General features: G+C 43.1%; 19 protein-coding genes. 7 read left to right on the top strand and 12 right to left on the bottom strand.

All coding sequences use genetic code 11. From position 1 onward, the window contains the following. Positions 1 to 71 precede the first annotated feature (71 nt). Positions 72 to 1,025 carry an aldose epimerase family protein gene (locus DMZ48_RS12055; protein ID WP_143955409.1) on the top strand — a complete coding sequence of 318 codons (954 nt, stop codon included), beginning with the start codon at positions 72 to 74 and terminating at the stop codon, positions 1,023 to 1,025. Positions 1,026 to 1,108: 83 nt separating this feature from the next. On the opposite strand, the gene DMZ48_RS12050 is transcribed toward DMZ48_RS12055, so the two are convergent. Then, positions 1,109 to 1,534, bottom strand: coding sequence for an organic hydroperoxide resistance protein (locus DMZ48_RS12050; protein WP_143955408.1), 426 nt, complete (start codon positions 1,532 to 1,534; stop codon positions 1,109 to 1,111). Positions 1,535 to 1,624: 90 nt separating this feature from the next. Between DMZ48_RS12050 and meaB the strand changes: the two genes are divergently transcribed. The 5 genes from meaB to DMZ48_RS12025 are packed head-to-tail and all read left to right on the top strand — an operon-like array spanning position 1,625 to position 6,351. After that, a complete protein-coding gene (gene meaB / locus DMZ48_RS12045; protein ID WP_242009191.1) occupies positions 1,625 to 2,671 on the top strand; it encodes a methylmalonyl Co-A mutase-associated GTPase MeaB in 1,047 nt (348 codons plus the stop codon). Between the two features lie 39 nt (positions 2,672 to 2,710). Then, positions 2,711 to 3,424, top strand: coding sequence for a glycosyltransferase (locus DMZ48_RS12040; protein ID WP_143955406.1), 714 nt, complete (start codon positions 2,711 to 2,713; stop codon positions 3,422 to 3,424). Further along, on the top strand, positions 3,425 to 4,048 hold the full coding sequence (locus DMZ48_RS12035) for a lipid-A-disaccharide synthase N-terminal domain-containing protein (protein WP_143955405.1): 624 nt from the start codon (positions 3,425 to 3,427) through the stop codon (positions 4,046 to 4,048). Then, positions 4,041 to 5,669, top strand: a complete 1,629-nt coding sequence (locus DMZ48_RS12030; RefSeq protein ID WP_143955404.1) for an ArnT family glycosyltransferase — start codon at positions 4,041 to 4,043, stop codon at positions 5,667 to 5,669. The genes DMZ48_RS12035 and DMZ48_RS12030 overlap by 8 nt, the downstream gene beginning before the upstream one ends. 1 nt (position 5,670) lies before the next feature. After that, the gene (locus DMZ48_RS12025; protein WP_143955403.1) at positions 5,671 to 6,351 is read left to right on the top strand and encodes a hypothetical protein; all 681 of its coding nucleotides are present in this window, start codon (positions 5,671 to 5,673) and stop codon (positions 6,349 to 6,351) included. Here DMZ48_RS12025 and DMZ48_RS12020 read toward each other — a convergent pair. The 11 genes from DMZ48_RS12020 to ruvX all read right to left on the bottom strand — a co-directional run bounded on the left by DMZ48_RS12020 (position 6,317) and on the right by ruvX (position 13,891). After that, positions 6,317 to 6,889 carry a phosphatase PAP2 family protein gene (locus DMZ48_RS12020; RefSeq protein ID WP_143955402.1) on the bottom strand — a complete coding sequence of 191 codons (573 nt, stop codon included), beginning with the start codon at positions 6,887 to 6,889 and terminating at the stop codon, positions 6,317 to 6,319. The genes DMZ48_RS12025 and DMZ48_RS12020 overlap by 35 nt on opposite strands. 22 nt (positions 6,890 to 6,911) lie before the next feature. Continuing rightward, complete coding sequence (locus tag DMZ48_RS12015) at positions 6,912 to 7,139, bottom strand: hypothetical protein (protein WP_143955401.1); 228 nt, start codon at positions 7,137 to 7,139, stop codon at positions 6,912 to 6,914. Positions 7,140 to 7,150: 11 nt separating this feature from the next. Beyond that, complete coding sequence (locus tag DMZ48_RS12010) at positions 7,151 to 8,551, bottom strand: MATE family efflux transporter (protein WP_143955400.1); 1,401 nt, start codon at positions 8,549 to 8,551, stop codon at positions 7,151 to 7,153. Positions 8,552 to 8,588: 37 nt separating this feature from the next. Beyond that, positions 8,589 to 9,365 carry a nucleoside triphosphate pyrophosphohydrolase gene (mazG, locus tag DMZ48_RS12005; protein WP_143955399.1) on the bottom strand — a complete coding sequence of 259 codons (777 nt, stop codon included), beginning with the start codon at positions 9,363 to 9,365 and terminating at the stop codon, positions 8,589 to 8,591. A gap of 11 nt (positions 9,366 to 9,376) precedes the next feature. Further along, on the bottom strand, positions 9,377 to 10,417 hold the full coding sequence (locus DMZ48_RS12000) for an ATP-grasp domain-containing protein (protein WP_143955398.1): 1,041 nt from the start codon (positions 10,415 to 10,417) through the stop codon (positions 9,377 to 9,379). Next, positions 10,414 to 11,112, bottom strand: coding sequence for an NRDE family protein (locus tag DMZ48_RS11995; RefSeq protein ID WP_143955397.1), 699 nt, complete (start codon positions 11,110 to 11,112; stop codon positions 10,414 to 10,416). The genes DMZ48_RS12000 and DMZ48_RS11995 overlap by 4 nt, the downstream gene beginning before the upstream one ends. Further along, positions 11,100 to 11,609: a DinB family protein gene (locus tag DMZ48_RS11990; protein WP_143955396.1), complete on the bottom strand. Its 510-nt coding sequence runs from the start codon at positions 11,607 to 11,609 to the stop codon at positions 11,100 to 11,102. Before DMZ48_RS11990 ends, DMZ48_RS11995 begins: the two co-directional genes overlap by 13 nt. 135 nt (positions 11,610 to 11,744) lie before the next feature. Continuing rightward, positions 11,745 to 12,188, bottom strand: a complete 444-nt coding sequence (locus DMZ48_RS11985) for a DUF5606 family protein (protein WP_143955395.1) — start codon at positions 12,186 to 12,188, stop codon at positions 11,745 to 11,747. A gap of 51 nt (positions 12,189 to 12,239) precedes the next feature. Next, positions 12,240 to 12,833 carry a peptide deformylase gene (gene def, locus DMZ48_RS11980; RefSeq protein ID WP_143955394.1) on the bottom strand — a complete coding sequence of 198 codons (594 nt, stop codon included), beginning with the start codon at positions 12,831 to 12,833 and terminating at the stop codon, positions 12,240 to 12,242. A gap of 91 nt (positions 12,834 to 12,924) precedes the next feature. Continuing rightward, the gene (locus DMZ48_RS11975; RefSeq protein ID WP_143955393.1) at positions 12,925 to 13,350 is read right to left on the bottom strand and encodes a T9SS type A sorting domain-containing protein; all 426 of its coding nucleotides are present in this window, start codon (positions 13,348 to 13,350) and stop codon (positions 12,925 to 12,927) included. Between the two features lie 127 nt (positions 13,351 to 13,477). Further along, positions 13,478 to 13,891: a Holliday junction resolvase RuvX gene (gene ruvX, locus DMZ48_RS11970; protein ID WP_143955392.1), complete on the bottom strand. Its 414-nt coding sequence runs from the start codon at positions 13,889 to 13,891 to the stop codon at positions 13,478 to 13,480. Positions 13,892 to 13,992: 101 nt separating this feature from the next. On the opposite strand from ruvX, the gene DMZ48_RS11965 reads away from it, so the two are divergent. Continuing rightward, entirely contained in the window at positions 13,993 to 14,808 is an 816-nt protein-coding gene (locus DMZ48_RS11965; protein ID WP_143955391.1) for a 2,3,4,5-tetrahydropyridine-2,6-dicarboxylate N-succinyltransferase, read from the top strand. Positions 14,809 to 14,845 lie beyond the last annotated feature (37 nt).

Raw genomic sequence — 14,845 nt, 5'->3', positions numbered from 1 at the left:
TAAAGACGAAACAAATTTCACAGCGTTGCAAAAAAATCGCTTTTTTTAAAAATAATTTAAATTAATCATACTTGGAGACATTTACCATAAAGAATAAGCACCTCAGCATCAGCTGCCTCAACTATGGAGCAGCGATGACCTCTCTCATTGTAAAGGACAAGCTCGGGAAAGAAATCAATGTGATCTACGGATTCAAGGATCCGAAAGATTATGACCATAACACCTATTATCTCGGTGCTGCCGTTGGAAGGATCGCCGGAAGGATCGGTGGTGGCGGATTTACCTTAAACGAGGTCTTTTATCCGCTTTACAACGACAACGGAGTTCATCTTCATGGAGGAACAGAAGGTTTCTCTTTCCGTGACTGGGAACTCGAAGAGATCACCGAAGGCGAGCAACCGGAGATCACCCTGAAAAGAAGCAGTGAAAACATGGAGGATGGTTACCCGGGGAATCTGGAGGTTAGCGTAACCTATAAACTGATCGATAATAAACTCAGTATACGTTTTACCGCGGAATCCGATCAGGATACCTATGTGAATTTCACCAACCATAATTATTACAACCTCGCCGGTGAAGGAAGCATTCTGGATCAGGAACTATACATGGATGCCGCTAGTTGGCAGGAGAAGGATGAAAAGAACCTAGCCACTGGAAAACTGCTGGATGTTACGAACACTCCTTTTGACTTCCGCAGTCCTCGTAACGTGGGCTCTCACCCCGATTTTAAAGGTATTGACGACTGTTTCTCACTGGGTGATGAGGAGGTCTCAGCAGGCCTTTATTCTCCCGAAAGCGGTATTGAAATGAAGGTGTATACCAATCAGGCCGCGGTTGTGGTCTTCACCCCCGAAACGATCGATAAAAAGGAGTACCTCAATCCTGATCCCGGGACCTATCCCGCGATCTGTTTTGAAACGCAGGGATTCAATAATGCTCCTAACAAACCGGAATTCCCCAGCATCCTGTTAAAAAAGGGAGAACGATATATCAACGAATCGGTATACGAATTCAACATTCGATAAGCCATCCGATTTTTTCTATACCATCAAAAAGGGCCTTTACCCAAACGGATAAAAGCCCTTTTATTTCCACTTTAAAAAACTCTTTATTCTTCAAGTAAATTGAGTGTCACGTCGATATTGTCACGCGTTGCCTTTGAATAAGGGCAAATTTCATGCGCTTCATTGATCAGCACCTCTCCGGTTTCGAGATCAACTCCGGGAAAATAACCATCGATGATCACACTGAGTAAAAAACCTCCGTCATCAGGATCTTTACCGATCTCAACAGTAACGGTAACTTCGAAGTCACTTGGATCTACTTTATGCTTTTTTGCCACCACTTGCAGGGCGCTGCCAAAACAGGCGGAATACCCTGCTGCGAACAGCTGTTCAGGATTGGTAAATTCTCCCCCGGCTCCGCCGAGACCCTTCGGTACTTCAAGTTTTAAGTCGAGGACTCCGTCGTCGCTTGTGACATGTCCGCTTCTCCCACCTACAGTTGTTGCAGTGGCTTTGTACAATGCTTCCATTCCTAATGATTTAAAGTTCCTTATGAATATAGGATTAATACTGCTGAATACATTATTTGAATTATTAAATTTGTTTTAAAATTTTTCTCCTTGTCTGATCAAACTCCATTGCACTCCACTGATCCTGATAACGCCAAACGATATCGGGAACAAAGGGCCCGAAAGACGGATCCGGAACTTCTGATATCCGGAATTCTACAAGGAGACCGAGTTGCCCTTAGCCGGGCGATCACGCTGATAGAAAGCAAAAAGGCTTCCCACAGGGAAGTCGCGAACACGATAATTAATGCCTGTCTGCCACATGCTTCCCGCTCCGTCAGAATCGGGATCACAGGGGTACCCGGGGTTGGTAAAAGCAGTTTTATCGAAGCTTTTGGAAAATACCTGGTACGACAAGGCAAAAAACTAGCGGTTCTTGCGGTAGATCCCAGCAGTACACGTACTCATGGCAGTATCTTAGGTGATAAGACCCGCATGCAGGACCTGGTACTTTCTGAAGATGCCTTTATCCGTCCTTCACCCTCCGGAGAAACTGCCGGCGGGGTGGCGCGAAAGACCCGGGAAACGATCATTTTGTGTGAAGCTGCCGGCTTTGATACGGTTATAATAGAGACCGTTGGTGTGGGACAGGGAGAACTTGCCGTTCATAGTATGGTCGATTTCTTTCTGTTGCTCAAACTGGCAGGCGCAGGTGACGAACTTCAGGGCATAAAAAGGGGTATCATGGAAATGGCCGATAGTGTGGTCATCAATAAATGTGACGGCACGAACGTCAAACCCGCGAAGAAAGCTCAGGGCGAATTCAAAAGAGCTTTACATCTCTACCCTCCAAAACCAGGAGGATGGCAACCGGAAGTACTCACGGCTTCAGCCCTCGAGGAAACCGGAATCGAAGCGGTCTGGCATACCATTTCGGAATGCCTGGTGTTGCGTCGTAAACAAGGAATCTTTGAAACCAATCGCAGGGAACAAAACAGGATGTGGCTTCGGAATACCATCGAAGACCAGCTCTTATCCGACTTTTACGGAGACCCCAAGATCAGAGCAGCTTTCGAAGAACAGTTAACAGCCGTTGAAAACAATACGGTCTCCCCTTTCGCTGCCGCACAATATTTACTCGGTTTAAGCAGGCAGTAAGTTGAAATAACCTACATTTGCAGATATTTAAAATCGATAATGAATTACGAATTCACCATAGTAGTACCGGTGTACAATGAAGAAGACAACCTGCTAAGGGTTGAAAAGGAATTAAAAGCTTACCTCAGTATTGCAGCAAGAAAGACCAAAGTGCTTTTTGTAAATGACGGATCCTCTGATAACAGTCAGCAGATCATCGAAAAAATATGTGCCGACAATACCGATTTTAACTATATCCTGTTTGAAAAGAACTGTGGATTGAGCGCTGCGATCAAAGCAGGATTCGATCATACAGATACCGAATTGGTAGGATATATCGATTCAGATCTCCAAACCGCTCCTGAAGATTTCAATGTGCTTCTTGAATTCATCAACGATCATGAACTGGTAACCGGCGTTCGTTCAAACCGCCAGGATTCTTTTGTAAAGAATATGTCGTCGACCATCGCGAATGGCATTCGAAGAGCTTTTACCCATGACGGGATGGATGATACCGGATGTCCTTTAAAAGTGATCCGCACCGAATACGCGCAACGTATTCCGATGTTTCGCGGACTCCACCGTTTTTTACCGGCCATGATCCTGTTACAACACGGAAGGATCATTCAGGTACCGGTAAGACACTTCCCCAGAATTGCCGGAACTGCTAAATTCGGACTTTGGAACCGACTTCTGGGTCCATTAGCCGATTGTTTCGCCTACCTGTGGATGAAGAAGAAGTATATTAATTACGCTATAGCCAAAAAAGGATAAATGAACGATTGGCTGATATATTCCATCGGATTTATTGCCCAGATCCTGTTTTCAGGACGCTTATTGTTACAATGGCTGATCTCTGAAAAGAACAAAAAAGTACTCACCCCTTCCCTGTTCTGGAAACTGAGCCTGCTGGCCTCTTTCCTGCTATTCGTTTATGGCTGGTTACGGGATGATTTTGCCATTATGCTCGGGCAAACACTCACCTATTTTATCTATATCCGGAATTTACAGATACAGGGTGAATGGCAAAAGACGCCAAAGGTATTTCGATGGTTCCTCTGGATCTTTCCGGTTCTGGTGATCATCTATGGTTACAACAACAATACTTACGATATAAATCAGTTATTGAAGAATGATGAGATCCCCCTATGGCTCCTCCTACTCGGTAGTATCGCTCAGGTGATATTCACCCTCAGATTCATCTATCAGTGGATCTATTCGGAACGAAGAAAGGAATCGACCTTACCCATGGGGTTCTGGATACTGAGCCTGACCGGAGCATTGCTTATCTTTACCTATGCGATCTTCCGAAAGGATCCGGTTTTACTGGCCGGACATTCCCTGGGAAGTATCATCTATATCAGAAACATATTTTTATTGAGGAAACAACATGATTGAATACATCGAAAAAAATCCGGTTAAGATCGTTCTGCTGGTTTGCCTGCTTATATTCTGTGTTAATCTTGATGTACTGTATGTAAATATCATGGAAGCCAGGAACTTTGTTACTGCCCGTGAAATGATCGATCAAGGACACTGGATCCTGACCACCATGAACGAGTTTCCCAGATATGAAAAACCACCATTACCGACTTGGTTAACCGCAATATCGGCAATGATATTCGGGGTTCATAATCTTTTTGGCTTACGGTTACCCGCGGCCCTGATCGCCACTGTTCTGGTTTATTTCATGTATAAATGTGTTGTTTTTCTCAGCAATTCTAAAAAACTGGCATTATATACTTCGCTCATCCTCACTACCTCCTTCTATATCATTTTTTCCGGAAGGAACGGACAGTGGGATATCTTTACGCATGGATTCATGGTGGTCAGTATTTATTACCAGCTGCTCATGATCTTCAAAGAAGAAAGAAGATGGGGCCATGCGCTGCTTGCCGGCCTGTTCCTGGGATGTTCCTTTCTCAGCAAAGGTCCGGTATCCCTCTATGCATTATGGCTTCCTTTTGTCATCGCCATGATCATGGTATACCGCAGCTCTTTTAAAAAAGCGCATATACTCCCATTCTTAACCTTTTTGATCTCCGGGCTGATCATCGGTTTCTCGTGGTTCATTTACGTCCGCTATGCCGATCCTGAAGCTTTCATCGAGATAACCAAAGAGGAAACTGCCAACTGGGCAGGCTATAATGTTCGACCTTTCTATTATTACTGGAGCTTCTTTACCCAAAGCGGCATCTGGACCCTACCGGCTTTTATAGGACTGCTCTATCCCTATTTGAAAAAACGGGTCGCCGATCCAAAGATCTATCGTTTCAGCCTGATCTGGACCCTGGCTTCGGTGATATTACTCTCACTGATCCCTGAAAAGAAATCGAGATATCTTCTGCCGGTGCTGATACCACTGGCTTTCAATACGGCATCCTATATACAATACCTCATTCAGAACTTTTCACCGAATTCCAACAAATGGGAAAAGCTCTCTGTATATTTTACATTCCTGCTGATCGGTTTGATCGGGATCATATTTCCGTTTGGAGGATACTTCTTCTTTGCCGACAAACTGGAAGGACTTTGGCCTTATTTCATACTTACGTCCATTGCACTATTTGCCATCGGCGTACTGATCATCAAATACCTGCGAAAGGATTCTATCAAAGAAATCTTCTATCTGACCATCGCCTTTATCATCAGCATCATGGTCTTAGGTTTCCCGATTGCAAATGCCTTTAACAGCAATCCCGGTTTTCATAATATCGATGATCTGGATCCGGAAGGCCTACCTCTTTATTCCTATGGTGAACAAGCCCCGGAAATGATCTGGAATCTCGGTTATCCGGCACCGGAGATCGAACATAACGGAGTTATCGAATATCCGGAAGATGAAGCCTTCGGAATACTGGTAGTTCCGGCAAAACTCAACGACTTTCACCGTATATTTGCGAAACGTTACCATATCGTTCCCAAAGACCGGTATGACATTAATTACACCGCTGCTGAGGGACAAAAAGCCTGGAAAGACCGACTCATCAGCGAATATTTTATCTTAAAAAAGAAATAAAATGACCAGAACAGACAAATACGGCTATCTATTTTTAGTGATCACCTTTATCTACAGTCTTTACCTAGGATTCACCGATGTTGATTTCTTCAATGATGTTTTCACGGTTGAAGACGGAACGGTGGAATACGGTACCGCTATCATGTTACTTTGTATCAGTATCCTTAGTTTTTACCGCCTTTTCACAACCGGCCGATCGAAATCATGGTACTGGAAACTCGGGGTTTTCGCCTGCGCTGTTGTTTTTCTGTTCGGAGCCGGAGAAGAGATTTCCTGGGGGCAGCGAATTTTCGATATTCAATCGGGAGAATATTTCCTTGAGAATAATGCTCAGGGAGAAACTAATCTTCATAACCTTGTTGTAGGTGGTAAAAAAATAAACAAGATCATTTTTAGTCAGTTGCTTATGGTTGGAATGGTGATCTACCTCCTTGTTCTTCCCATATTTTATCGCAGAAATGCATGGATCAAGAAAATGGCAGACCGGTTTGCACTTCCTATCGTTAAATGGCATCATACCATCGCATTTATCGTATCTACACTTATCGTGGCTTTGATTCCTGCCGACAGAAAGTGGGAGGTCTATGAACTCGCCTTTGGTGTTGTCTTCTTTTTGATTTTCCTGAATCCGCTGAACGCTTTTATATTCAGTAAAGGGGAAGATACTTACAGCCAAGCCTGAAAAGACGATAACTTCCCCAACCGATCAGCATTCCAAAACACATTCCGGTGATCACATCCAGTGGAAAATGAACCCCGATGTAGATTCTGCTATAGGTTACGACCAATGCCCAAACCAATAAAATGTAAGGAACCACCGGTATTCGCTGTTTGAATAGAAGACTGAAGAAGGTTGCCACGGTCAGGGCATTTGCTGCATGTGCAGAAAAATATCCGAACTGGCCTCCGCATCCTTCCTTAACTACACGGATCATGCCCGCCAGTGAAGCATCATGACAGGGTCTCAAACGCTCAAATCCGTATTTAAACAAATTTGCCAGCTGATCGGCTGAGGTGATCATCAGTGCCGTAATCACAAGGATCAAAAGTGTTTTCTTCCAATTGAAATAATAGATACAGATCAGCAACAGTAAGACGTAAAGAGGAACGGATGACCATTTATTCGTGATGAACATCCAAAAGGCATCCCAGTTCTCATTACCCATCCCATTGAGATAGACAAAAAGCTCCTTATCAAGGGCGATCAGTTTATCGAGCATTATATTAGTTCAGTTTTAGGGATTAGTCTTCGTACCTGCTGATCTCCCGATCGTAGAACTCATTGGCAGCGTTGATCAGGTTCTCTGCTTCGGAAGCGAGCTCCTTTTCATCTTCCTGACTGAATTCTTCCAGCCATTCTACTTCATCGTTCTCCAGATTGATAATGAATCTTGGATATTCGGTATGCACTATAAAGATCGCATCCGGGAAATCGGTGTTATCACCGAGTAAAAACTTAGGTAATTCCATAGTATTCTATTTTATGAAGCAACGGCCTGTTGCTTGTAACTGTTTTCTGTGATCAATTTTCGGGTCATATAATTAAACCTGAAATACAAGAATATGGCTGCCGTGGTCAGTCCTGCCAATAAACCTGCCCAGATACCCATACTTTCGGCTCCGGTATGTAATCCGAAATAAAAAGAGATCGGAAAGCCTACGAACCAGTAGGCCACCAGTGTGATCCCCATCGGAATCCACACATCCTGAAGTCCGCGTAACGCTCCCAAAAAGACTACCTGAAAGCCATCTGAAATCTGAAAGAAGGCGGCTACCAGTAACAATCTCGATGCAATCCCGATCACCTCAATGTTATCTACCTCATTCACCAGATCGTTTTGATCCAGATAGATCGTAGGTAACCAGAACCTGAAAATAATAAAGAAAAGGGCAAATACGATCTCCACGATAAAGGTGAGTGCAAAGATCGAAATAGCGATTCTTCGCAATTCCATATAATTCTTCAACCCTTTTTGATTTCCTACCCTGATCATGGCTGCCACGCTTAATCCAACCCCTACCATATAGGTCATACTGGAGAGGTTCAGAGCGATCTGATTCGCCGCCTGAGGATTCGTTCCCAATACACCGCTGAGCCAAATTGCTGCCGTAAATATACCTACCTCAAAGAACATCTGTAACGCAGAAGGAAGGCCGAGATTCACAATCTTACCAACCATATTGCGATGGAAGGAAAATTTTCTTATCCCGGTTACAAAAGGTTCAGTTCTGCGATTTTTATGAAAGATCACCCAAAGGAAAATCACCATAACGATCCTGGACACAAGAGTTCCGATCGCCGCACCGATGATACCCAGCTGCGGAAAACCGAATTTACCGAAGATCAACAGATAATTAAGGGTGATATTGATGATATTCGACAATACCGTAGCATACATGGGATACTTGGTCAGTGAAAGTCCGTCGGAAAATTGCTTTAATGCCTGAAACATAACGAGTGGGATCATGGAAAAAGCCACCAGATCCAGGTATGGTATCGCAAGGGTCACCACTTCTTCCGGTTGTTCCATGATATGCATCAGTGGTTTTGCCAGCAACATCAACAGAAAGAGAAAAACCCCTAACACCGTACAAATAACCAATCCGTGCAGAAAGGACGACCTCCCTTTTTCCAGATCTCCGGCCGCATCCGCTTCCGCAACGAGCGGCGTGATCGCCGTGGAAAATCCGATTCCCAGTGACATTGCTACAAAGATGAAACTATTCCCCAGAGATACTGCTGCAAGTTCAGCAGTTCCCAGCTGCCCTACCATGATATTATCGGCAAAAGCAACGAAGGTGTGACCCAGCATACCCAGCATGACAGGGTACGCCAGTTTAATATTATACCGGAATTCTTTAGTGTATTTATGAAGTAACATCCCCGAGATTTAGCGCAGCAAAGATAAGTTATAATTCCTATAACTTTTTAGCCTCTTCCCAAAAGACATCCATTTCCGCCAGGGTCATATCTTTCAGAGCTTTACCGGCCTCTGCGGCTTTTCCTTCCAGATACTTAAAGCGCTTGATGAACTTCTTATTGGTGCGTTCCAGTGCATTCTCCGGGTTCACCTTTAAAAATCTTGCATAGTTGATCATAGAGAACATCACATCTCCAAATTCTGCTTCGATAAGATCCTGATCTCCTTTTTCCACCTCGGCTTTAAACTCCGAAAGTTCCTCTTCCAGTTTCTCCCAGACTTGTGCCGGTTCTTCCCAGTCAAATCCAACCCCGGCGACCTTATCCTGAATACGGTTAGCTTTTACCAGTGCAGGAAGACTATTCGGTACTCCTTCCAGTACGCTTTTCTTTCCTTCCTTTAGTTTTAGGTTTTCCCAGTTGCGTTTAACTTCTTCTTCATCTTCCACCTCGATATCTCCATAGATATGGGGATGGCGGTCGATCAGTTTATCGCAGATGGAATTTGCCACATCGGCGATATCGAAATCACCGGTCTCACTGCCGATCTTCGCATAGAAAACAATATGCAGGAGCACATCTCCCAATTCCTTCTTGATCTCCTGAAGGTCTTTATCTAATATCGCATCCCCCAATTCATAGGTTTCTTCAATGGTCAGGTGTCTTAGAGACTCGAAGGTTTGTTTGCGATCCCACGGACATTGTTCTCTCAATTCATCCATAATGGTCAGGAGTCGATCAAAGGCCTTCAATTGTGCTTCACGGGAATTCTTCATAGCGATTCGATTCAGTAAACGAGATGTTTCTTATAATTTCTGTATTGCAAATAACGTGCTTTTGCCTCAGAATACACAGGAAAACGCTCCCCATTTACCCGATGACCGATCGCGATTTCTGCAGCGATCCGCCACAATTTCGCCATATCAAACCAGGCCTTAAAAAGACTATATCCGGGATGATAAACATGTGTTGGTTCAGCTCCGATCCCATTCACTTCAAGGATCTTGAAATCTCCCGCCTTCAAATGTTCAAAGGAGGCCGCCCTAATATCGAAGCGACCAAAATTAAAACCAGGCATACGATCATTCAAACGGTCGAAAACCTCCAGTAGTTCTGAATCGATGAGATCGTTTCCATTGAGGAATTTTGTACCCCGATTATGATTGCCGATCGGTTCGAGCGGGACAATTTCACCTTTTTCCGGGATACTGTTCCATAACCTGATCATTTTACGCTGCAAGCGATCGAATTGCAGGAAGGCACGATCATTACCGGCTATTAGAGCAGCAACGGTATGCACACCGTTTCCGGTCACCGACAGGAACTCCTTACAGGTAAGTGAAGGAATACATCCGGATTCCCGGTCTGGAATCCGGTAATAGAAGACTCCGAACTCAGCAGGCAGCGCTACGAATTCCTGTACTAACATATCGATATCGGGACCGGATTCAAGTTGTCTTTTTAACATATCCAGATCGGTCACTTTTTGCACCTGCAACCCGCGAAACCCTACATCCGGTTTCAGGATCACCGGGAAATCAAGTCCGGACTTCTGAAATAGCCTGAGCTTAACAGCTACCGATTCACCTTTACTGAGTAAAATTGTAATGGGTAGGAACTCGGACGGAACCAGTTTGAACGATTCCCATTTGGGATCGCTAAGGATAAAACCTTTTTTAATACCGGGATTTACCTTTAGAAAAAAAAAGAGGCTTCTCGTCTTAACCGACAACCATCCGTGTTGAAGAACAACCGGAATATAAAGAATCCACATCGGCCAATATTCCCAGGAACTGCATTTGATCCAAAATTTTCTTAAGGTCGTCATTGCTTAAGTTCATCATACTGTCTTTGCTCGTGCATCACGGGATTCATCTCGAAATACTGAATATTACTGGTGAGTCCTCTTGAAACTACCTGTGTTATACTGGTAGTTCTAACTTCCTGACGGTCCAGAACGAATTCACCAGAACCTTTAAGTCCGTGTAAATCCAGTATCACATCCGGAGTTGGCGCCTCATGTTCTTCTGAAAAATCGCGAAATATCTGTTGTTTATGCTCCTGCACTTTAAAATCATACAAGGTAATGGAAGACCATATATGAGGTCTGTCAGTGTTCAGGTACTGGATATATTTCTTGGCCCCATCCCAGATCAGCACCTGAAGTAATTCATCGATAAGGATCAACGTAAAGGGCTCGATCCCTTCCAGGATTGCACAACACATAAACTCATGGAAATTCGCATATGAATAGGCTTCAGGGATAAGACTTCCACGGCTTCTTTTATAGAATGACTTTCTCTTATGCTTCATAAAAGCACCGTTTAAAAGGCATGCGGTGCGGCCGAGATTATCGGTAGCGATCCAGGTACCTCCCTTTTCTTTATCTACCGGTGCGACGATAGACTTATAGGTAGACACTGTGATATGCCTTGGAGGCAGGGTCATTCTTGAAGGATCTTCATCCCGATTTGAAGTAAGAGTATAACCTTTAGCGTCGGGGATATAGGTTACTGTGCACATAAATTATTGTTTCTGACTGTAGAAACCGCAACTCCGAAATTTTTGTCCAGCAAAAGATCGGGCTTCATAGCCTGAATTCCGATCTTAATTATGGCCAGATGATGGATCAGATGCTCAAGATTATAAATGAGTTCACGCCTAAGAGAAGTAGGGACTATTTCACCTTTGGAATGACAGGAAGTATCATAATTATACAACAACTTCATCGGGATCTCCATACGAGAATGATCAATACCATCAGCGATATCCCCTAACACTCCCAAGGCAAACCCCGGATCTGATTCTATCATCTTATCTCGTCTGCGATCGTCATAATTTACTTCTCCGCTCTGCTTTCCTTCCATCAGGCATTGATAGAATTCAAGAATGTGACGGATATGCATTCCGATCGTAGAACCATTGAGCACTTTCAGCGGAGTGGTGTATTCTTTGGCTGATAATTGCCCGATGACTAATTTCAGATTATTGAAGTTATCAATAGTCGTTTGATAAATCATGAATATGTTAGGTTGGTTGCTAAAGATTTAGTCGTAAAACTTCCAAATCCTTATATCTTCTTAAAAATAACGCAAAAAATAAAGCCTTCCGTATGGGAAGGCTTCAAGTAATTAACAAATAATGTTTAATAACTTTTATTTCTCTTCAGAATCCTGTTCAACGGTTTCTTCAGCTTCTTCATTTTCGGGAGCCGAGAAATCGGTGATTCCATTATTGATAAGAAGGTTATACCACTGGATCACTTTCTTGATATCACTCGCATAAACACGATCTTCATCGTAATCCGGTAATATTTCAAAGAAATATTCTTCCAGAGTGTCTTTATCATCCTTGTGACTAACAGAGGTGTTCTTTCCTTCTTCTTTTTCTTTGATCTTTTGGAATACCTCTCTCAAGGGTACTTCTTCGGTAAGTGTATAGATGGCGATCTCTGAAAGAAGGCTTACGTTGTTTCTCAAGCCTACGGAAAGTTTCTTCCCGTCGATCAGGGATTCAGCTACAAACCCGGTGCGGGTCTGAGTCATCAATTTATAAAGTCCCGGTTTCCCGGATATTGCCAATATCTTATCTAAACTCATATCCATTTTTTTAACGGCGCAAATATCTGCGCTTTCACCTTATTTTCAAAATCATCCACGCGCTTTTTTGGCTGCTGGAAATTTCATTTTATAATCCACTTTCACCTTGCCTTTTGATATATTGGCAAGCTTTCCTTTCAGTAAACGCTTTTTGAGTCCGGATAGTTTATCCGTAAACAAGATTCCTTCGATATGATCATATTCGTGCTGGATCACTCTAGCGGCTAACCCTTCGAAAGTTTCTTCGAAGCGGTTGAAATTCTCATCGTAATATTCCAGGCGGATCACCGGATTTCTGTAAACGTCCTCTCTGATATCGGGAATACTAAGACACCCCTCGTTGAAGGCCCACTCTTCACCGGTTTCTTCAAGAATCTGTGGATTTATGAAAACTTTCTTAAACCCTTCCAACGTTTTTCGATCAGTTTCAGAAAGATCCTCGTCCTCTGCGAACGGGGAGGCATCGATGACAAACAAACGTAATGGTAAACCTATCTGCGGAGCAGCCAGACCAACGCCATAAGCGTGGTACATAGTTTCAAACATATTTTCGATAAGCACATCGAGTTCAGGATGATCCTTTTTGATGTCCTCACCTTTTTTCCGCAAAACGGGGTCACCGTAAGCCACTATGGGTAGAATCATATTAACTTGCATTTAATTGGAATGCAAAAGTACAAAGTTATTCCCAACATTAGCTGCGGGTAAAAACGAAAATGAATAATTTAGGTTTCTTCTATCGAATGATAACTTTCTTAGTGGTCTGAATGCTATCTGACTTTACGTTCAGGATATAAACTCCCACACCCAGTTCTGCGATACTAATAGCGATCTCATTACGTTCGGTCGTGAGTTGTTTTACCAGCTTTCCAGTGATATCATAAAAATTCAGGGACTTTTTCCCGGTACCCTTAAGGGTAACATTCAATGCGTCCTTACGATTGACGGGATTTGGAAAGACCTTTACGTCTTCTTCATGCTGCCATGACTGGTTATATGCCAGAATGGAGTAATCCATCGACCAGACAGGAGCTTCCATGTCGGTAAATGGTATGGCAGTATTCTGTGTCGTTTGCTCATTATCCTTCCGTAATTCTGTGGGGGCAGACAGTACATTTTGTAGGATTAATAAGCAAAAGAATAACGTAGTTTTTATTTTCATTCAGTGAAATTTAGTGGTTGGACATAGTTTTTAAGTAGGTTAAATATCTAATTATCAATAAACAAAATTAAAAAAATTTCAATATGATGGTAAAAATTAAGGGTTTTTGTACAATAAATTCGATGATTTAAAGTTTGGCGGCCATGAACGACTGTAAAATCACGGTTGCACTCACCTCATCGAGCAATGCTTTATCCCTTCGCTTCTTCTTTTTTAGACCACTATCGATCATACTTTGAAAAGCGATCTTAGACGTGAACCTTTCATCCATACGTTCAATTGTTATGCCAGGGATTACATTTTTTATTTTTTTTATGAATTCTCCTATGACCTGCTCCACATCAGAAGCTACGTTATTCAGTCTCTTGGGAGCTCCAACCACGATCGTCTCCACCTTCTCCTCCGATGTATATTTTTTCAGAAAATCCAATAATTCACCGGTTGCAACCGTCGTAAGCCCTGAGGCTATGATCTGCAACTCATCGGTAACGGCTATTCCGCAACGCTTTTCCCCAAAATCAATGGCAAGAATCCTACTCATAATTGAATTTTTAGTAAAAATACGTCATAAATGTTACACCTGTAAAACCTTGAGAGAATTTGATGGTAAGGGCGTATATTTGCAAAAAAATTTATCATAGCATGGAAGAATTACGCTCTGTTATAGAGAATGCCTGGGAAAACCGGGAATTATTGAAAGAACAGCAAACCATAGATACAATCCGTAAAGTAGTTGCTCTTCTAGATGCAGGAGAACTTAGAGTTGCTGAACCAACCGAAAACGGATGGCAAGTGAACGAATGGGTTAAAAAGGCGGTTGTCCTGTATTTCCCTATCCAGAAAATGGAAACCATCGAGGCAGGACCTCTTGAATTCCACGATAAGATTCCATTAAAGAGAAATTATGCAGAAAAAGGAATTCGTGTAGTTCCTCATGCGGTTGCCAGACATGGTGCTTATATTTCTGCCGGAACGATCCTGATGCCGAGTTATGTGAATATCGGTGCTTATGTTGACGAAGGTACCATGGTAGACACCTGGGCAACCGTTGGAAGTTGTGCTCAGATCGGAAAGAATGTTCACCTCAGTGGTGGTGTAGGTATCGGAGGCGTGCTTGAACCGCTTCAGGCTGCCCCTGTAATCATCGAAGATAATGCCTTTATCGGTTCACGTTGTATCGTAGTAGAAGGAGTACGTGTGGAAAAAGAAGCTGTACTGGGTGCCAATGTAGTACTGACCGCTTCTACCAAAATCATCGATGTTACCGGTGACGAACCTGTGGAAATGAAGGGATATGTACCGGCTCGTTCGGTAGTAATTCCGGGAAGTTATGCCAAAGAATTCTCTGCAGGAACCTATAATGTCCCTTGTGCACTGATCATCGGTAAGCGTAAGGAAAGTACCAATAAGAAAACTTCACTGAATGACGCCCTGCGCGAATATGACGTAGCCGTATAGTCGTTCAACAAAGAATTTTATAAAGCTGTTTCCGACA

The organism is Robertkochia solimangrovi (assembly GCF_007279655.1).
In the GTDB taxonomy this organism is placed as follows: Bacteria; Bacteroidota; Bacteroidia; order Flavobacteriales; family Flavobacteriaceae; genus Robertkochia; species Robertkochia solimangrovi.
The sequence above is the reverse complement of the archived record's forward strand: the minus strand, read 5'-3'. Positions and strand labels throughout refer to the sequence as shown.